The 18,131-nt window shown below is 50.9% G+C and carries 20 protein-coding genes and 3 tRNA genes; 8 read left to right on the forward strand and 15 right to left on the reverse strand.

The genetic code is table 11. The features are described from left to right. Nucleotides 1-61: 61 nt before the first annotated feature. The 3 genes from A6U95_RS31720 to A6U95_RS15645 all read right to left on the reverse strand — a co-directional run bounded on the left by A6U95_RS31720 (nt 62) and on the right by A6U95_RS15645 (nt 1,191). Entirely contained in the window at nt 62-193 is a 132-nt protein-coding gene (locus tag A6U95_RS31720) for a hypothetical protein (RefSeq protein WP_021178340.1), read from the reverse strand. Nucleotides 194-262: 69 nt separating this feature from the next. Continuing rightward, entirely contained in the window at nt 263-766 is a 504-nt protein-coding gene (locus A6U95_RS15640) for a YlaC family protein (RefSeq protein WP_065685118.1), read from the reverse strand. 119 nt (nt 767-885) lie between these two features. After that, nucleotides 886-1,191 carry a hypothetical protein gene (locus A6U95_RS15645; protein WP_065685119.1) on the reverse strand — a complete coding sequence of 102 codons (306 nt, stop codon included), beginning with the start codon at nt 1,189-1,191 and terminating at the stop codon, nt 886-888. A gap of 144 nt (nt 1,192-1,335) precedes the next feature. Here A6U95_RS15645 and A6U95_RS15650 point away from each other — a divergent pair, with 144 nt between their 5' ends. The 3 genes from A6U95_RS15650 to A6U95_RS15660 all read left to right on the forward strand — a co-directional run bounded on the left by A6U95_RS15650 (nt 1,336) and on the right by A6U95_RS15660 (nt 5,160). Next, nucleotides 1,336-1,749, forward strand: coding sequence for an Exc2 family lipoprotein (locus A6U95_RS15650; RefSeq protein WP_065685120.1), 414 nt, complete (start codon nt 1,336-1,338; stop codon nt 1,747-1,749). A 434-nt stretch (nt 1,750-2,183) separates the two neighbouring features. Continuing rightward, nucleotides 2,184-3,686: a glycine betaine/L-proline transporter ProP gene (gene proP / locus A6U95_RS15655; RefSeq protein ID WP_024528512.1), complete on the forward strand. Its 1,503-nt coding sequence runs from the start codon at nt 2,184-2,186 to the stop codon at nt 3,684-3,686. A 148-nt stretch (nt 3,687-3,834) separates the two neighbouring features. After that, entirely contained in the window at nt 3,835-5,160 is a 1,326-nt protein-coding gene (locus A6U95_RS15660) for an MFS transporter (RefSeq protein WP_230326679.1), read from the forward strand. A 61-nt stretch (nt 5,161-5,221) separates the two neighbouring features. On the opposite strand, the gene A6U95_RS15665 is transcribed toward A6U95_RS15660, so the two are convergent. Then, nucleotides 5,222-6,178 (reverse strand): DMT family transporter, encoded by a 957-nt coding sequence (locus A6U95_RS15665; protein WP_074423357.1) that lies wholly within the window; start codon nt 6,176-6,178, stop codon nt 5,222-5,224. A gap of 139 nt (nt 6,179-6,317) precedes the next feature. Between A6U95_RS15665 and A6U95_RS15670 the strand changes: the two genes are divergently transcribed. Beyond that, nucleotides 6,318-6,812, forward strand: coding sequence for an Lrp/AsnC family transcriptional regulator (locus A6U95_RS15670; protein ID WP_065685121.1), 495 nt, complete (start codon nt 6,318-6,320; stop codon nt 6,810-6,812). Nucleotides 6,813-6,905: 93 nt separating this feature from the next. Here the strand turns inward: A6U95_RS15670 and A6U95_RS15675 are convergent, their stop codons facing one another. Further along, nucleotides 6,906-7,325: a hypothetical protein gene (locus A6U95_RS15675; protein WP_065685122.1), complete on the reverse strand. Its 420-nt coding sequence runs from the start codon at nt 7,323-7,325 to the stop codon at nt 6,906-6,908. Nucleotides 7,326-7,594: 269 nt separating this feature from the next. Between A6U95_RS15675 and A6U95_RS15680 the strand changes: the two genes are divergently transcribed. Continuing rightward, nucleotides 7,595-8,047 carry a hypothetical protein gene (locus A6U95_RS15680; protein WP_065685123.1) on the forward strand — a complete coding sequence of 151 codons (453 nt, stop codon included), beginning with the start codon at nt 7,595-7,597 and terminating at the stop codon, nt 8,045-8,047. A 114-nt stretch (nt 8,048-8,161) separates the two neighbouring features. Here A6U95_RS15680 and A6U95_RS15685 read toward each other — a convergent pair. From A6U95_RS15685 to uvrY, 6 genes are all read right to left on the reverse strand, one after another. Beyond that, a tRNA-Leu gene (locus tag A6U95_RS15685) sits at nt 8,162-8,247 on the reverse strand. 10 nt (nt 8,248-8,257) lie between these two features. After that, nucleotides 8,258-8,331, reverse strand: a tRNA-Cys gene (locus tag A6U95_RS15690). 55 nt (nt 8,332-8,386) lie between these two features. Then, nucleotides 8,387-8,462, reverse strand: a tRNA-Gly gene (locus tag A6U95_RS15695). 144 nt (nt 8,463-8,606) lie between these two features. Then, the gene (gene pgsA / locus A6U95_RS15700) at nt 8,607-9,155 is read right to left on the reverse strand and encodes a CDP-diacylglycerol--glycerol-3-phosphate 3-phosphatidyltransferase (protein WP_021804755.1); all 549 of its coding nucleotides are present in this window, start codon (nt 9,153-9,155) and stop codon (nt 8,607-8,609) included. A 56-nt stretch (nt 9,156-9,211) separates the two neighbouring features. Next, complete coding sequence (gene uvrC / locus A6U95_RS15705) at nt 9,212-11,044, reverse strand: excinuclease ABC subunit UvrC (RefSeq protein WP_021178350.1); 1,833 nt, start codon at nt 11,042-11,044, stop codon at nt 9,212-9,214. Continuing rightward, entirely contained in the window at nt 11,037-11,693 is a 657-nt protein-coding gene (gene uvrY, locus A6U95_RS15710) for a UvrY/SirA/GacA family response regulator transcription factor (RefSeq protein WP_065685124.1), read from the reverse strand. Before uvrY ends, uvrC begins: the two co-directional genes overlap by 8 nt. A 792-nt stretch (nt 11,694-12,485) precedes the next feature. Here uvrY and A6U95_RS15715 point away from each other — a divergent pair. Then, on the forward strand, nt 12,486-12,710 hold the full coding sequence (locus A6U95_RS15715; protein ID WP_021178352.1) for a DUF2594 family protein: 225 nt from the start codon (nt 12,486-12,488) through the stop codon (nt 12,708-12,710). A 369-nt stretch (nt 12,711-13,079) separates the two neighbouring features. Here A6U95_RS15715 and A6U95_RS15720 read toward each other — a convergent pair whose 3' ends face one another. Continuing rightward, nucleotides 13,080-13,508 (reverse strand): universal stress protein, encoded by a 429-nt coding sequence (locus tag A6U95_RS15720; RefSeq protein WP_021178353.1) that lies wholly within the window; start codon nt 13,506-13,508, stop codon nt 13,080-13,082. Between the two features lie 630 nt (nt 13,509-14,138). Between A6U95_RS15720 and cycA the strand changes: the two genes are divergently transcribed. Further along, nucleotides 14,139-15,539 carry a D-serine/D-alanine/glycine transporter gene (gene cycA / locus A6U95_RS15725; RefSeq protein ID WP_024486730.1) on the forward strand — a complete coding sequence of 467 codons (1,401 nt, stop codon included), beginning with the start codon at nt 14,139-14,141 and terminating at the stop codon, nt 15,537-15,539. A 66-nt stretch (nt 15,540-15,605) separates the two neighbouring features. Here cycA and A6U95_RS15730 read toward each other — a convergent pair whose 3' ends face one another. Both A6U95_RS15730 and A6U95_RS31220 read right to left on the reverse strand, forming a co-directional pair. Continuing rightward, nucleotides 15,606-16,520 carry a DMT family transporter gene (locus tag A6U95_RS15730; protein ID WP_065685125.1) on the reverse strand — a complete coding sequence of 305 codons (915 nt, stop codon included), beginning with the start codon at nt 16,518-16,520 and terminating at the stop codon, nt 15,606-15,608. 146 nt (nt 16,521-16,666) lie between these two features. Further along, nucleotides 16,667-16,840, reverse strand: coding sequence for a hypothetical protein (locus A6U95_RS31220; protein WP_021804758.1), 174 nt, complete (start codon nt 16,838-16,840; stop codon nt 16,667-16,669). Between the two features lie 390 nt (nt 16,841-17,230). Here A6U95_RS31220 and A6U95_RS15735 point away from each other — a divergent pair, with 390 nt between their 5' ends. After that, the gene (locus A6U95_RS15735; protein ID WP_024528493.1) at nt 17,231-17,545 is read left to right on the forward strand and encodes a hypothetical protein; all 315 of its coding nucleotides are present in this window, start codon (nt 17,231-17,233) and stop codon (nt 17,543-17,545) included. A 114-nt stretch (nt 17,546-17,659) separates the two neighbouring features. Here the strand turns inward: A6U95_RS15735 and A6U95_RS15740 are convergent, their stop codons facing one another. Then, nucleotides 17,660-17,893, reverse strand: coding sequence for a hypothetical protein (locus tag A6U95_RS15740; protein WP_065685126.1), 234 nt, complete (start codon nt 17,891-17,893; stop codon nt 17,660-17,662). Nucleotides 17,894-18,131 lie beyond the last annotated feature (238 nt).

The following is an 18,131-nucleotide window of genomic DNA, read 5'->3' on the forward strand; positions in this document are numbered from 1 at the left end:
GAGGCAATGTCTGGCGAGCGGGCATAAAAAAACCGCCGCAGCGGTTTTTTTGGCAATTCAATCAGATTTTGCAGCCTTCGCAGTCTTCTTCATCCTCAAGAATTTCAGGAACTTCCCTGGCTTTCTGCGCCGCATTTTTTTCCGCTTTGGCTAATTCATCGTCAATGTCAAAATCAAAAATATCATCACTCATCGCTATTTCCTAAGAATAGTCTCATAACCAACAACTATTATAACCAACCTCGACACCGGTGCAACCTATTCAGCTCAGCGCAGCCTGCGGCGCTGACGGGGTAGCTAACCTTTTGGCATAGGCCAGATCGTAAACGTCATAGAAATCAATCTCGCCCTTGTTGGCGATGATTTCCTGCATACGGGTTTTCAACACCTTGCTCACCGTAGGTTCGTTCAACAGTGCCTGGATGGCCTGCGGCGACAGTGCGCGCGTAAAGTACCATTCCCCATTGTAACAAACACGCAGATCCAGCACGCCGATGTCCTCAAAGCGGTAAACCGGTTTGATTTCAATCAGCAGCATGGCAAACATAAACAGCACAAAGGCAGTAAAACCCAGGAACGAATACAGCCCCATATAGGGCACCGGGTACATCACCGCGATCACGGCAAAATAGCCAGCGAACATGGCAAAACACAGCCAACGGTGGGTACGCGCAAACTCGCTGTTAAAACGTGGCTTACCGTCACGCCCTTCCCGCCGGTTAATCTGTTCTATTTCTGCAACCAGGATGTTCTTAATCGTATCCATCGCCATACCTTAATGCCTCAGTGCATCGTGACTATCACCAATCTCAGCCCAAGCTATCACAATGACAGTTTATTGAGGTAGATCAATTCCTGCATTATTCACCGCAAACTGTTATAGGATCAGCGTGACTGTGATGCCCTTCCCTGCCCCTGCGCGACCATAAACATACGCTGTGCAACATCATCCGCCTGCTTGATTTTACGTTTCTGCAGTTCGTCACAGCGATGCGCAGCGCGTACATAGGCGATTTCATGTGCCTGATCGATCATCGAAATCACCTTGTCGCACGCTGTTTTATCCATATTACCTAATAGGGTGGTGATGATTGCTTGGTAGGCATTGGAGGCCGCAGTGAGTGCCTGTTCACGGGCTTCCAATGCCTCTATACGCTGCAAAAGCACTTGAAGCAGTTCGGTATCAGACATATCCACCTCCACTCACCAGGCAACGCTGCCTGTAATAAGTGTAGCAAGGGTTGCGCTATCATGATGGGTTTCAATATGTTGCTACTGGGATAGAATAGCGGGACATCCTCTGGAACCTTCAATACCTATAACAAGGAGCTTCACATGCTATCGAAACATTACCGCTCGATCCCGTTGTTAGCCACGTTATTGCTTTGCGCCTGCACCGCCTCACAAAACAGCGTTGAAAGACACGCCCGCCATGCCACCTTCCAGTTGGCGGAGGCACATTTCGGCCCCGACACGCGCACCGATATCTCAAAATCGACGAAAGCCGCCATCCCATTCTTTGAGCAGTTTTATCAGATAGGCAAAAAAGATCGCCAGGATGGGCTGACCCGCGAACAGGCACAGCAAAGGGTGAATGGGTTCCGCAGCCCTGATTTTTTACCTGAGTCAGAGCAAAAGGCGACGATGTTTAATCAATCCTATACTGCTGACTCGCCGAAAAAACAGCGTGAGATCCTGCTCGAAAATGCTATCGCCACTTACTGGGATGGCTATGACGGCAAGCCTTAACCGGACGACCTGCTAGCAGCACCGCCCCCTGATTTTTCCTTCGTGAGGGGGCCTTAACCCTGTATCATTCCTGTACTGTTCGGGGACATTGTAGACAGGTGTTCGGAGACATACTGAACACGTTTTAACACCCTTTATTGATGAAAATTGGCCCATCCCTCAGATAATCCTGCTGTAAAAGCTACTGAAAAACATAACATTTTTTACTCGATTTGATTCAAATCCCAGATAACGCTAAGCTATATGACAAGAAAAACTAATCCTAAGGATGACATTTTTTGTTTAAAACCCTATTTATTGTGATGAGACTCTCAGAAAAAAACCACGAGGACAATCTGCAAAACAGAGGTGACATTAGCCTGACTGATATCTTGACCAATAAAAATGAGCGGGCCGACGAACTCGCCGACGATCAATTTTGCATGGGATGATTTATGAAGCTAAGAAAAAAAAAGCATAAACCACTACAGATTAATGACATCACGATTATTGATGACAGCAAGTTAAAGAAAGCCATTACCGCCGCCGCATTAGGCAACGCCATGGAATGGTTTGACTTCGGTGTTTACGGCTTTGTCGCCTACGCACTTGGCCAGGTGTTCTTCCCTGGTGCCACGCCTGGCGTGCAGATGATTGCCGCTCTGGCCACCTTCTCGGTTCCTTTCCTGGTACGTCCTTTGGGCGGTGTCTTCTTCGGTGCCATGGGCGATAAATTCGGCCGCCAGAAAGTGTTATCCATCACCATCATTATTATGGCGATCAGTACCTTCTGTATCGGCCTGATCCCGTCCCACGCCTCGATTGGCATCTGGGCCCCTATCCTGCTGTTGCTGGCCAAACTGGCACAGGGCTTCTCCGTCGGCGGGGAGTATTCTGGCGCAGCCATCTTTGTGGCCGAGTATTCGCCAGACCGTAAACGCGGATTTATGGGCAGCTGGCTCGACTTTGGCTCCATCGCCGGCTTCGTATTAGGGGCAGGTGTGGTGGTGCTCATCTCCAGCATAGTGGGTGAGGCCAACTTCCTCGACTGGGGCTGGCGTATTCCATTCTTCCTGGCAGCACCGCTGGGTGTGATTGGCCTGTATTTGCGCCACGCCTTGGAAGAGACGCCAGCGTTCCAGCAGCATATGGACAAAATGGAACAGAACGACCGTGCGGCAATTGAGAACCCGCCGAAGACCTCGTTCAAAGAGATCGCCACCAAGCACTGGAGAAGCCTGCTGGTGTGCGTAGGTATCGTGATCTCGACCAACGTGACCTACTACATGCTGCTGACCTACATGCCAAGCTACCTGTCGCATAACCTGCACTATTCCGAAGACCACGGCGTGCTGATTATCATTGCCATCATGCTAGGTATGTTGTTCGTCCAGCCACTGGTCGGCATGACCAGCGACCGCATTGGCCGTAGACCCTTCATCATTGGCGGTAGCGTCGGTCTGCTGTTGCTGGCCATCCCTAGCTTTATCTTGATCAACAGTAACGTTATTGGCCTGATTTTTGTTGGCCTCTTGATACTGGCCGTGTTGCTCAACTCCTTTATCGGGGTGATGGCCTCCATTCTGCCTGCGATGTTCCCAACCCACATCCGTTACAGCGCGCTGGCGATTTCATTCAATATCTCGGTACTGATTGCGGGCGTCACGCCAACGCTGGCCGCATGGCTGGTCGAGAGCACCGGTAACCTGTATATGCCAGCCTATTATCTGATGGTGGTGGCAGCGATTGGTCTGGTGACCGGCTTGTATATGAAAGAAACGGCTAACAAGCCGCTGCGCGGTGCTGCTCCAGCCGCCTCTGACCGCTCAGAAGCCAAAGAACTGCTGCAGGAAACTTACGATAATATCGAGCAGAAAGTCGAAGATATCAGCCAGCAAATCGCCGATTTGGAGAAGAAAAAGCAAACGCTGATCGACCAGCATCCAAAACTGGATTAATTCTCCCCGGTGAACAAACAGGCCAGAGCTCGTTAGCGTAACGACTCTGGCCTTTTTATTACTCTCAATGGGTGCAGCATGAAGCCGGTCAAGATTTTGCCAGCCGCCTCGCTCTGTTTGCTTCCCCCCTCGAACATGCTAACTTGCCATGACTTTTCAGGAAGGCCGCAGTTATCAGGTTCGGATACCTCATTGCTTTGCGCCCCTAACTTCAACAGTAATGATTAAGGGGGTGCCCTTGCCCGCCCGACTTTTCAATCCCGTCGCTATGTACCAAGGGTTACCAAACGACGTCTATTTTATTGCCTTAGCCAGATTTGTTCTTGGTCTTGGCAATTTCATCATACCTTTCATGGTACTGCTGCTAACGCAAAAACTAGGCTATTCAACAACCATGGCAGGCGGCCTGGCGATGGGAGTCACCGCATTCTATCTTTTGGGGAATCTGGTCGGCGGCAAGATGTCCGATAGTTTCGGCCATAAGAACATGATGATTTGGGGAGAGATCATCGGTTCGATAATCTTGGTCGTGAGTGGTTTCTTTACCGATTGGCACAGCCTGCTACCCGCGTTGCTTTTTGTCAGCTACTTCTTTTTTGGTGTAGCCCTCCCGGCAAGTAATGCCCTTGTCGCCGATCTATCTACCCCTGCCAATCGCAATGCGGTGATGTCGTTAAGCTATCTTGCCTACAATCTGGGCTCTGGGGTTGGCCCGGTTCTGGCTGGCTATCTTTTCTGGAACTACACGGCCTGGATTTTTTGGGGCAATGGTCTCGCTGGCCTAATAGGCGTAGTCATCGTTTTATTCTATGTCGATAATCCCGCCGACAATCGGGCAACAAACCATCGGGAACACTCCGAACTGGAAAAAGCCACTGAGGCTTCTGTATGGCAGGTGTTCAAGCAAAGGCCTCGGTTGCTGGTATTCGGCGTGTTATGTATGCTGCTGTGGTTTTCGTTAAACCAAATGACCATGACTACCCCGCTCTACCTTAGCCATATTTTTGGCCAACAAGGGCCTGTCTTGTTTGGCCAGTTAATGACTTTCGCCAGCATTTTGGTGGTGGTGATGACACCGTTGATTATCAGAATGACCATCAACATCTGCGACATTAAAAGTCTGGCCATTTCCGCGTTTGCGTTAGCATTGGGGTATGGCATTACCCTGCTATCCCCTCTGGTTGCCATGCAGTTTATTGCCTGGCTTTTCCTTACCATCGGCGAGATCTTGCTCGTCACCAAGGAGGGGATTTATTTAGCCAATAACTCTCCTCGCAGCCATCGTGGGCGCATCAGCGGGATAATCACCACCATTCGGAGCCTTGGCTTAATGCCCACGTATATCTTGATGGGGGCGTATATACAAAGCTATGGTTACACGGATGCATGGAAATTAATCATTGGTATCTCATTGCTTACGGGGCTGATGTTAGTAGCCCTTTCGGCCCAGCAGAGAAAGGTGGGCGAGAAATGATTAGAACAGGCCTAACTCACTGACGTAAGCTGGCCAAGGTAACTTGGCCATACTGATAACGCTACCTAGTCTTAATGCCACTTGCCGATGGCTTTACCGTCACAATAAAAATACCGGACATGATGACCAGCAGGCCAATACCCAGCGTGAGAGTCAATTGCTCCCCCAGAAAGATAACGGACATCAGTAAGCCTATTACCGGCACCCCAAGCATCGCCGTCGACATGCTGGTGCTCGACAACCACATGCTGGCGGCATTCACCGCAACAAAGCAGAACGCTGTCGCCAGCGGCCCCATAAACAGCAGTATTTCGATTAATGATGTAGAACCATCGCCGGTATACGGCCCTTCGAATACCCGAGCCATCAACGCCAACGGTACACTGGCCAGCAGCATCTGCCAGGGAGCAAGCTCATACGCGCTGCATACCCCTTTATGATAACGCAGGTGCAAAATGCACATCGCCCAGGCAAAGGAGGCCGTAAGCAACATCAGGTTCGCCACGATGAGAACCTTATCGCCCCAGTTAAACGTGAACGGGTTGAACAACACAATGACCCCTACACCACCGAGCAATGAGCCCATCAATTGCCGACGTGAAAGCGACTGACGGAAAAACAACACTGCGATAGGCGTGACCCAGAGCGGCGTGGTGTAAGCCAGGATAGCGGATCGGCCAGCAGGCACTTCGGTCATGGCAAAGGCACCAAGCACGGTAAATGTCAGCATTTGCAGCAGCCCTACGCTCACCACCAACGGCCAATCCTTGCGTGGCGGGAATCTCAGCTTCTTGGTCAATATCTGCAGAGCAAACAGGCACAGCGCGCCACTGACAAATCGGGCAGTAGAAAGCCAAATCGGCGTCATATGAGAAAGCCCAGCCTTCATCACCGGCCAATTCGCCCCCCAAATCACAATGGCCCCAACCAACAGCAGGACACCCTTGATTTTCACGCTATCGGGCGCGTAGCTCGATACGTTTGGCGAGCCTGTTAAGTATTTACCCTCAGTATCCACAGCGGTTTCTCATCCATTCATTCAATCTGCTAATTTTATCTGGATAACCGGGGAAACTTTCTCTTATTATGTCTATCAAATCGGTTTTTATGAGTCATTTTAACCTCATAAATTACATTTTAAGGGTAAATTTTCTCACATGAAGAAGCTTGATCGCACAGACGTCGCCATTCTGAACTCGATGCAGACGAACTCGCGGATCACCAATGCGGAGCTTGCCCGCTCGGTCAATCTATCCCCAACCCCCTGCTTCAACCGTGTAAAAGCCATGGAAGAGTTGGGCATCATCAGGGGGCAAGTGACCTTGCTGGAACCGGCGGTGCTTGGGCTCCATGTGAACGTATTTATTCAGGTGAGTTTGGAAAAGCAGGTGGAAGGTGCGCTCAGCAACTTTGAACAGGCCATTGATCAGCGCCCAGAAGTGATGGAGTGTTACCTGATGACGGGCGATGCCGATTATCTGTTGCGGGTATTGGTACCCGATATTCGCGCGCTAGAGCGTTTTATTCTGGATCATCTGACCAAGATCCCGGGCGTAGCCAACATCCGCTCCAGCTTTGCCCTCAAGCAGGTGCGCTATAAAACGGCGCTGCCGCTACCGGCAGAAGGCATCAGCATAGTCCCTACGCAATAGTCGTTTGATCCAACCGATTCAATACATAGGGGCGCTGCCGCGCCCAATCTTGAGTAAGCTGCGCGAACGTTGGAACCTCCGCGCATAGAAGAATTATTTTTTCTTGGCAGTAGTCGGATTTGGTTTGGCTTTCTTTGGCTTGGCAACGACTTCTGCAGCAACGGTTGACTCTTTAACCGCTGGAGCCGATACCTTGGTTCTCACTTTTGTCTCTACGGAGGGCTTGGAAGCATTGCTTTTTGCTTTGGCCGCAACCACTGCAGGTTTACTCTGCGTTGTAACCACCTTGGCCTCCGAGGCTGGAGGCTCTATAGCGTTGTCCTTAGCCTGAACAGTACCGGGCTCAGCAGCTAATGCCTTATACTTTTCCACCAGATTTTGGTAAGTATTTAACGCTTTGGCGCCATTAAAGGAGTTGTCAATTTTCCCAGCGCGGATCAACTCGATAACCACCTGCTGGGCCGCTAGCTCTGGATGTTTCGCCGGATTAATAATCTCAATTTCAAATTCCATCGTCATCTCCTGATTGAATAGCCGAGTCTTGTAGCATACCAGTTACCGCTGGCAACGAAATCGGGCTGAATCCATTCAATTTATAAATCGACGATAGAGAAGCCATAGCGCTCCGTGATTGAATTCGACCATCGACTGAGAAAATGCCTCGTTGTTTGTCGAATCGCGTTAAGGGCTATTGAGTGCTAGATTTAGATATGCCCCTCAGCCACTGAGATACCAAGTCCGTTTCCGTGGCAATAGATCGGCTTATTTTAGGAGGAACTACAATGTCAAAAAATGCAGCTGTTATGCTGACACTTACGCTATTTGGTATCGCCCCGGCCCACGCCATCAACGCAAAATTTGCCCAGCAGCTTGAGCGTTCCGGCTGCACCCAAGTGACCGAGGCACAAGGCTGTGACATTCACAAAACCAAGGCCGAGAATGCCAAGGCCGGTTTTGGAACCGCCCCCGCTGCTGACACCAGTGCCAGCCCATATACCGGTGAGTGGGTTGCCACATTCCCACAGACAGGTGCCACGGTAGCGACAATCAGTATCGATGCCAAGGATCATGTCTTGGTCAACGGTAAGCAGGTCAAAGCAAAGAAATCTGATGGCGCGCTGGTGTTCAGAAGTGGCACCATCACTTATACCATTCAAGGGGATCGCCGCCTCAAGGGGGAAGATGTCTGGGTGGATAATGATGCAGGCAGCAAAGGAGTGATTAACGCCAAATAGAAGGTAATAATTGCGCTATTTTTAGCTGACAAGCGGATTTCAGGCACAAAAAAACCGCCTCTCGGCGGTACGACATTACTACATATTGCTTTGATTATTCTTAGTTTATTTTCCTGGTACCCGGGGCGGGACTTGAACCCGCACAGCCATAAGCCGAGGGATTTTAAATCCCTTGTGTCTACCGATTTCACCACCCGGGCTCGGGAAAATTGGAGGCGCGTTCCGGAGTCGAACCGGACTAGACGGATTTGCAATCCGCTACATAACCGCTTTGTTAACGCGCCTTAATTCTGTTTGCCTTTGCAGGCTAAAGCTCGTAATCACCAGCTTTACTAAATTTGGAGCGGGAAACGAGACTCGAACTCGCGACCCCGACCTTGGCAAGGTCGTGCTCTACCAACTGAGCTATTCCCGCATTAATCAGAACTTGCTGATTTTTTTAACTCTTTTGGCAACTCACCGCTGCCGTCTGATGCGATGCATTCTACTTATCTGGCGTGGTGAGTCAATAAAATTGTTGTCTCACCAGGTTCATTTGCCGATTTTTACATCGCTTCGATCAAGGTTCCAGCAAATCGCGGCGTGCCGCGTTCAAATATTGGAACATCGACCAGAAGGTCAGCACGGCGGCGATGTACAGCAAGCCGAACGACAGATACTCCACCGTAGGCTCTGGCCGCCACAACAGGCCAACCAATGACATCATCTGCGCCATGGTTTTCACCTTGCCAATCCACGAAACCGCCACACTGCTGCGCTTGCCGATTTCCGCCATCCATTCGCGTAACGACGAGATTATGATCTCGCGGGCGATCATGGTTGCCGCAGGCAGAGTGATCCACCAGGTGTGATAATGCTCCGCTACCAGCACCAGGGCCACCGCCACCATCACCTTATCGGCAACCGGATCGAGGAACGCACCAAAGCGGGTTGTCTGCTTCCAGCGACGGGCTAAAAAGCCGTCAAACCAATCGGTTACAGCAGCAAACACGAAAATGACCGCACAGAGCATCGGAGCCCAGACGAACGGCAGGTAAAACGCCAGTACGAAGAATGGGATCAAAACTACGCGGAACAGGGTAAGCCAAGTCGGTATATTCAATTGCATAATGCTGGTAACTATCTGGCTGGAGTGGAAATTAAGAGTATGTTGCTACATTGCCCTCAGTGTTTCAATGCATTGTAGATCTTTTCTGCCAATGCTTGTGAAATACCCGGCACTTTTGCAATTTCCTCAACGCTGGCGTTCAATAATGGTTGAAGTCCACCCATATACTTCAACAGCACCTGACGCCGTTTTGGCCCAACGCCGTCGATCAGTTCCAAAGCGCTGGTGTTTTTGACTTTCGCCCGTTTCTGGCGATGGCCGGTGATCGCATGGTTGTGTGAGTCATCACGAATATGCTGGATCACGTGCAGTGCCGGCGAGTCCGAAGGTAGCGAAATCCCCTCCCCCTCAGGGACGAAGAACAACGTCTCCAGCCCGGCTTTACGATCGCTGCCTTTGGCAATACCGATCAGCAACGGTTTGTGCTTGTCCCAGGTCACGTTCAGCGAATTGAACACGTCAATCGCCATACCCAGCTGCCCTTTCCCACCATCAATAAAGATGACGTCCGGGATCTTGCTCTCTTCCAGAGCTTTACCATAGCGCCGTTTCAGCACTTGCGCCATCGCGGCATAGTCATCACCCGGCGTGATACCGGTAATATTGTAGCGCCGATACTCCGAGCGCAACGGGCCGTTACTGTCGAACACCACGCAAGAAGCAACGGTCTGCTCCCCCATCGTGTGGCTGATATCGAAACACTCCATCCGATTTATTTCGGTCAGATTCAGCGTTTTCGCCAGTTCCGCCAGCCGCTGATGGATAGTCGATTGCTGAGAAAGCTTGGTGACCAGCGCCGTCGAAGCGTTGGTACGCGCCAGCTTCAAGTAACGGGCACGGTCGCCACGCGGCTTGCTCTGGATCTGGATCTTGCGCCCAGCCAGTTCGCTTAGCGAGCTAGCCAGCAGATCTTTTTCCGGTAACGTAAAGTCCAGCAGGATCTCGGCTGGTAAAGTGCGCGCCTGGCTGCCTTGTAAATAGAACTGGCCCACAAAGGTTTGCACCACTTCACTCAGTTCTGTACCACCCGGTACTTTCGGGAAGTAGCTGCGGCTGCCTAACACCTTGCCCTGGCGAATAAATAGCACATGTACGCAGGCCATACCCGCATCGAAAGCCACGCCGATCACATCCAGATCGTCGCTGTCTCCCGAGACAAACTGCTTTTCTGTCACTCGCCGTACCGCCTGGATCTGATCGCGGATGCGCGCAGCTTCTTCAAAATTGAGCAGTTTGCTGGCGTTTTCCATCCGTGCTATCAACTGGTGCAATACCTGCTGATCCTTACCGGACAAAAACAGGCGTACATAGTCTACTTGCTGGCGGTAATCTTCCTCACTCACCAAACCGGCAACGCATGGCCCCAGACAACGGCCAATCTGATACTGCAGGCAAGGACGGGAGCGATTGCGGTAGACGCTGTTATCGCATTGACGCACGGGGAACAGTTTTTGCAGCAGCGCCAGCGTTTCACGCACGGCGTAAGAATTGGGGAACGGGCCAAAGTATTCGCCTTTGGCATGCTTGGCACCACGGTGTACCGTCAGCCGTGGGTGGCTATCGGCACTCAAAAAAATCAGCGGATAGGATTTATCGTCGCGCAACAGAACATTATATCGGGGCTGATACAGCTTGATATAATTATGTTCCAGCAGTAACGCCTCGGTTTCCGTATGGGTAACGGTAACGTCAATTTGTGCGATATTTTTGACCAGCGTTTCCGTCTTGCGGCTACTGACCTGGGTGCGGAAATAGCTCGCGAGACGTTTTTTCAGGTCCTTGGCTTTACCCACATAGATCACCGTCCCCGTCAGATCATACATGCGATAAACGCCAGGCTGACTGGTTACGGTTTTAAGAAATGCCGGTGCATCAAAACGATCATTCACTGCTTAACAATGTCTCCGCGTTGAACAGCCCGTGTCTGATCGCCAGATGGGTCAATTCAACATCCCCGCTGATATTCAGCTTGGTGAACATACGATAACGATAACTATTCACTGTTTTAGGGCTGAGATTCAGCTGTTCTGAAATCTCATTCACTTTCTTCCCTTTAGTGATCATCAACATAATTTGTAATTCACGCTCAGACAAGGTACTGAACGGGTTTTCCGCCTGCGGCTCCAACTGGCTTAATGCCATTTGCTGGGCGATGTCCGAAGCGATGTAGCGCTGGCCGGCATGTACCGAACGGATCGCGTTAACCACCTCTTGGGGTGCTGCACCTTTGCTCAGATAGCCAGCCGCACCCGCCTGCATCACCTTGGCAGGCAACGGGTTTTCAGTATGAATAGTCAACATGATGACCTTGATATCGGGCGTGTAACGTACAATCTTACGGGTGGCTTCCAGCCCCCCAATACCCGGCATATTCATATCCATCAAAACGATATCGACAGAGTTGCCGCGGCACCATTTTACGGCATCTTCACCGCATTGTGCTTCGCCAACAACTTTAATGCCTTTGATATCTTCAAGAATGCGTCGTATCCCTGCGCGCACCAGTTCGTGGTCATCAACAAGAAGAACGCTAATCAAGGAAAATTCTCCAAAATAAGGGAGTAACGCAATCAATCAGCCTCTGTCATCTAAACAGATATTACTTGGTTTTCAGCAAAGAATGAATACAGATTAATACTTACTCTCGGTTAACTATGGCCAGGTTTGTCGACCCCTGAGCCACCTTTGTTACGATTAAACCACTGGTTAGCGGATAAAAAATCATCAAGCCTATTAGGCTCAATACATTACCACCATGATACGCCATTTTACGCCTTCTGGCGGGAAAATTAATCGCTGTTTTCACAAAACCAGATAATAACTACCCCACCAATTATCACTCGTAACTATATGAATTACAAAAAAATAACAAAATTACGCCATTTTTAATCACGTACAAACCGCTATAGGGAAACCCTTATTCAGAATACATAACCGTTGTAGACAGCGAAAAAGGTGACATTTCAATAGAAAATAACCGGCCTAAATGTCAATAGCTTGCAGATGAAATAGTTATTCATCACGTCGAATTAAGCCAGTATTACTTTATAAAATCCACGTTATCCGAAAGCACACAGCCCGCCGCTAACTATAAATGAGTATGCAAAGGAATTACACCACTAGCGCAAAAAAATGCCCTGCCACCCTGCCCTCACGGGCATCGTGCCCTCGCCACGCGGCCTCAGCGATACGAACCGCCGTTGCTGTGGTATACTCCGCGCCCTAAATGAGGCACGGGGTCTGCCTGGGTGAGTCGGCAGCGGGTTGTTGTGCATCAAACCACATTTCACATTTCACTTCAGGCTTATGCCTTAAAATTCAGGAGATAAAATGAGCAACGTTGACTTCACTACGTCTGCAAACCCGCAAGCGCTGGCCACCGAAGTTGCCTGCCTCAAAGCGACTTTGACGTTGATATTAAAGGCAATTGGCCAGGCTGATGCCGGTAAAGTGATCATCAATCTGGAACGTTTTGCCGCTCAGGTGGATGACCCGGATCAGGCTGAAATCTTCAAGAATAGTATTCAGCAGATCAAGCACGCCTACCGCCAATAATCGGTGCGCTGTCAGGCCCCCGTTTGGGGTCTGATAACGGTTTGGCATGTAATTAGAGCCCCTCCTTAGCGGTTGAATGATAAGTTTCGTAACAGAATATTTTCTATCATTAACCAAACCAACATTCATTCTAGCGCATTAATCATTAGTTGAAAAAACAACAATAGGATTAGTCCCATTTAATCATTAATAATGTTGTGGGATTTTTATTACCTCGTTATTGTTCGTGACGCGAATAAATAGCCCTATAGATTAGGAATTAACTGACCTTTCGCGCAGTATCTGCACAGGCTTGCTGGCAAGCACCGTTTTCTTTGGGGTCATTGGCCCGCAGGGCGCGGGCCGGGTTTGATGAAGACTAACTACTGATTATCGGACTACCATCACCGAGATCTTGGCGTGGCGGACAATGGCGGCCGCATTTGAGCCGAGCAGGTAGGTTTTGACACTAGGACGGCGAGAGCCAATCACGATCAGATCGGCTGAGATTTCCTCGGCAAGTTGTAACACCTCGTCACGTGGCGAACCGAAGCTGATGGTATAGGAAAGACGCTCCAACGGCAGATCGATCCCCGCCATGAGCTTCTTCAACCCCTCCACCGCCTTCACTTCAGCCTGATTTTCAAACTCTTTGATACCAAACGAATAGGCGGTCACAAACGCCGAAGCATCCGGCAAGGCATGGAAGAAATGCACCTTGGCTCCAGACATCTTGGCCAGATACTCCACATGTTCGAGCGCATGTTCAGTCAATACGTCTTCTGCAAGATCTACCGGTACTAAAATGGTCTTGTACATATTCAATCCCCTCTCTGTATTACCGTGATGAACACAGCTTACCGCTGGCCAATGGGAGCTTGTACCTATTTATGATGCTTTTGTGATCAACAGGTGTAGCTGGTGGCTTCTCGACCTTTTGGCCACCTTTACTCAACCGATGATTTATACTTTTGTGATTTGAACCGCAAAACCAACCAAATGTACGCTGCTCGTCCGGCGATCCTCTGCCAAGCCGCGCCAGCTGCAGCAATAAACTGATTAGAACTCAACTGCTCCCCGTGCAACACCCACTATTAACGCCCCTCAAGCACCGGTAGGCATCAGGATTAGTGTAATCGTCTCTTAGCATTAGTTTTTTTCATGCGACTTTTATAAGCCCCTGTTTAATCAAGGAGATAACCACTAGCGGCACTGTTCATTTGCCGTGGTAAAGAGTAATCTTCCGCTCCCTAGACGTCCGATTTGCCTCCCCTGAGTAAAGAATAATCGGCTTTTATCCCACCTCATTATGTTGTAAATATGTTGCACAAAGGTGGTGATATTGAGTTACCTTAACTTTTGTCGGAAAAACCGGCTAATACAGATAAAAAAGAGCCACTTCAGAGCTCGCCATTCCACTCATGACAGGTAAAAACAGGACAGCATACGATGGTAGATCATTCTAAAATAGCAGTGGACGCCACGCCCGGATCAGAAGATCACCTAAGGCGAAACCTCTCAAACCGACATATCCAGCTGATCGCTATCGGCGGTGCCATTGGTACAGGTTTGTTTATGGGTTCCGGTAAGACCATCAGCCTGGCCGGGCCTTCCATCATCTTCGTGTACATGATCATCGGCTTTATGCTGTTCTTCGTGATGCGCGCGATGGGCGAGCTGCTGCTCTCCAATCTGCAGTACAAATCTTTCAGCGACTTTGCCGCCGATCTGCTCGGCCCCTGGGCAGGGTTCTTCACCGGTTGGACTTACTGGTTCTGTTGGGTGGTCACCGGCATTGCCGACGTGGTGGCCATTACCGCCTACGCGCAGTTCTGGTTCCCCGATCTCTCCCAATGGATCGCCTCTTTACTGTGCGTGTTGCTGCTGCTCAGCCTGAACCTGGCAACGGTGAAAATGTTCGGTGAGATGGAGTTCTGGTTTGCGATGATCAAAATCGTCGCGATAGTGGGCCTGATCATCGCTGGTCTGGTCATGGTGGCGATGCACTTCGAATCCCCAACCGGCAGCGTGGCCTCCTTCTCCCACTTATGGAATGACGGCGGCATGTTCCCGAAAGGCATTAGCGGCTTCTTTGCTGGCTTCCAGATTGCGGTGTTTGCCTTTGTGGGTATCGAACTGGTGGGAACCACCGCGGCCGAAACCAAAGATCCGGAAAAAGTACTGCCGCGCGCCATCAACTCCATTCCGATCCGCATCATCATGTTCTACGTCTTCGCGCTGATCGTGATCATGTCGGTAACGCCTTGGAACTCGGTGGTGGCCGATAAGAGCCCGTTCGTGGAGTTGTTCGTACTGATTGGTCTGCCAGCCGCAGCCAGCGTGATCAACTTCGTGGTGTTGACCTCTGCCGCCTCTTCCGCCAACAGCGGCGTGTTCTCCACCAGCCGTATGCTGTTCGGCCTGGCACAGGAAGGCGATGCGCCTAAATCCTTTGCCAACCTGTCCAAACGTGCGGTACCGGCGAACGGCCTGACCTTCTCTTGTATCTGTCTGCTGGGCGGCGTGGTGCTGATCTATCTGATCCCGAACGTCATGACCGTATTCACGCTGGTCACCACCGTGTCGGCCATTCTGTTCATGTTCGTCTGGACCATCATTCTGTGCTCGTATCTGGTCTACCGTAAGCAACGCCCGGCACTGCACCAGAAATCGATCTACAAGATGCCTGCCGGTAAGTTGATGTGCTGGGTATGTATGGCGTTCTTCGCATTCGTGTTGGTGCTGCTGACGCTGCGCGAGGACACACGCCAGGCGCTGGTCGTCACGCCGCTGTGGTTTATCATTCTGGGGATCGGTTATCAGTTTGTGCGCCGTAAAAAGGCGGCCTGACCTTAGCTATTGCAACGCCGCGTTCTCACGCGGCGTTTTTACAGGTGCAGCATGCAGCGCCCGCACCTATGTCAACTCTACTGGCTTTGGTTTACGCCGAATACGCAACTCACTGACAATCACCCCCAGCACAATCAACCCTGCGCCAATCAACGCCAACCCAGGCAAACGCTCACCGGCGATACGGCCGACTATCCCAGCCCATACTGGTTCACCGGCATAAATAACCGTGGCACGGGTAGGTGAAACGCTGCGTTGTGCCCAGTTCATCGTCAGTTGGATCACCGCACTGGCGATCCCCAGCCCTACCGCGCTGTAAAGCAGATAGTTGGAAAACGCCGGAACCGACTCCCCGGTGGGAGCCATCATCAAAAATGATAACAACGACGCAGTAGCCAACTGCACAATGGTCACCCGCCGCACGTTAACCTTGCCCGCAAAAGCACCGATTAAAATCACCTCGATGGCGATCGCCAGCGCACTGACCAACGTCAGGAATTCACCACCACTGAATGCCAGGCTGGAACTGCTTGGCCCACTCAACAGCATCAACCCGACGAAGGCCAGCAGAATGCCAATCCAGGACATGATCCCCGGCATACGGCCAAGAACCAGCCACTGCAATAGCGGGACAATCGGCACGTACATGGCGGTGATAAACGCCGACTGGCTGCTGGTGATGGTTTGCAGCCCCATGGTTTGCAGGCCATAGCCGAACATGATCGAGGTGCCGATAAACACTCCGGCCTTGATTTCGTACCAGGTCATCCCCCGCAGCGAACGTAGAGAGAACAGCACTAGCGCCAACGTCGCGGTGCCAAAACGTAGCCCGACAAAAAAGAATGGCCCACTGACCAGCATGGCCTGATGCACGGCCAAAAAAGTGCCGCCCCAGAGCATGGTGATAAAGACCAGCACGGCTTCTTGGGGTTTGATCTTCAGAAACAGCGTGGGAGTAGAGTTTTGCTTGACCGTTGACACTGACTTGCCCTTCCTGCTGGGTGCAATAAAATACACAATTTCTGCCAGTATGGGGAAAAGGCTAGCAATGGGCAATATCGTGCCGGATTGGCAGCAGCAATCACCGTCCTGTGCCGAGGGCTGACAGCCAATCCTCCTGGACCTTTTTACTCTTCCTGGGCCGGAACTTCCGGCAGCGTTTCCAACGGCGGCTGTATCCCCTCAGAGATGTAATCTACGGCAGCCAGGGTGCGCTCGTTGCCCATAGCGTCTTCAACCACCACATGTTTGATAGCACCATCAGAAAGTATCACTCGCTTAATGCCGCGTTCGGGTTCCATATCTCCTCCCTGTGTGAATGTCTGCCCCTCAAGTTTAGCCTGTGCGGCGCTTGTCGGGTTGCGGTCTAAGCGTTTATCTGAATACCCTTCGCATTTTTTATCATATCCCCCCCGGTTATCAGAGCTCCGCGCGGCAATACACTTTGTATGGTCAGCGAAAAATCATCACTGGTAGTTATACATAGAAGGTAAAACATCAATCATCCCTATCTTGTTTGCGGAACCCGAGCAGGGTTAAAATGCCGACCAGCCTACCGCTCACCCGTTGAACGTCCGGTCGATTCAAGCTGTGTCCGCCTGTCCACCAACCAAAGCCAGGCGTTCTATTTTTTGCGTACTGCAAAGGGAAATAAGTCAGTGTCTAAAGATTTTGATGAACTAATAAGAGACATGGATCTTATTATTGAAAATGTAGACAGTTTCAAGGCTATGGCCCCACGCATGCCGCCGCCGGCGGTAGAAGCGCCGCCAACAGCCCACTCCTACGATTCATTCTGCGAAAACATTGCGCTGAAAGTGGTATTGAAGGTTCTGCTGTCATCGGTAGACAAGATCGTCAAGGTGCAAATCGCCAACCGGGTTGAGCAAGAGATCACTCAGATCGAGCAACAGGTCGTCTTGGCTGGCGGTGGCCCGGTTGCGCCCGAAGACCTGGCACAGATGACCCACTACGTGCGCCGTACCGTTCACGATTTACTCAATTGAGTTCCGCCAGAAAAGCGGTTGTGCGTTGGGGATGGGTTGTGTCAGCCCGGATAGCATGGCTTGGCGAGTATCGGCATTCAGGGAATGGTTGAATAATCATCGGGTATACCCGAATCAAGCGCACTCCAGGCGTTTCGGCTGCAAGCCGGGCGTTTGGGGCTTCGTCACCTTGACGGCTTTCGCCGGATCGCCTGCCACAAACTCCAGGGTGGGCGAATAGTAAAAAGGCAACCATGCCTCGAAATTCTCTTCCCACTCCCATTTGACTGGGCATGGCCACAGAATATCTTCGTGCAGAATGTAATAGATCCACCTCCCATGAGGGCGGCGTGGCTTAAGTGTTTTCATAATGCCATCAATACTTTCTCACCTGTTGCAAGCTGGCCGCGAAATGGGCCGCTCGGCCATAATACCTCAGTGGAGCCACTTGAAGCGAGGAGCACCACGAAACGCGGTGCTTAACAGGTAATTATACGATAACGGCACGGATTTTGCGGCAAAGTAGCGGAGTTTAATCCGCTACTTTGCGCAATGCATTACTGCGAAGTGATGGTAAATCTTACTACATGTTCAGTGAGGCATAGTG

Source organism: Serratia sp. 14-2641, assembly GCF_001692375.1.
GTDB lineage: Bacteria > Pseudomonadota > Gammaproteobacteria > Enterobacterales > Enterobacteriaceae > Chania > Chania fonticola_C.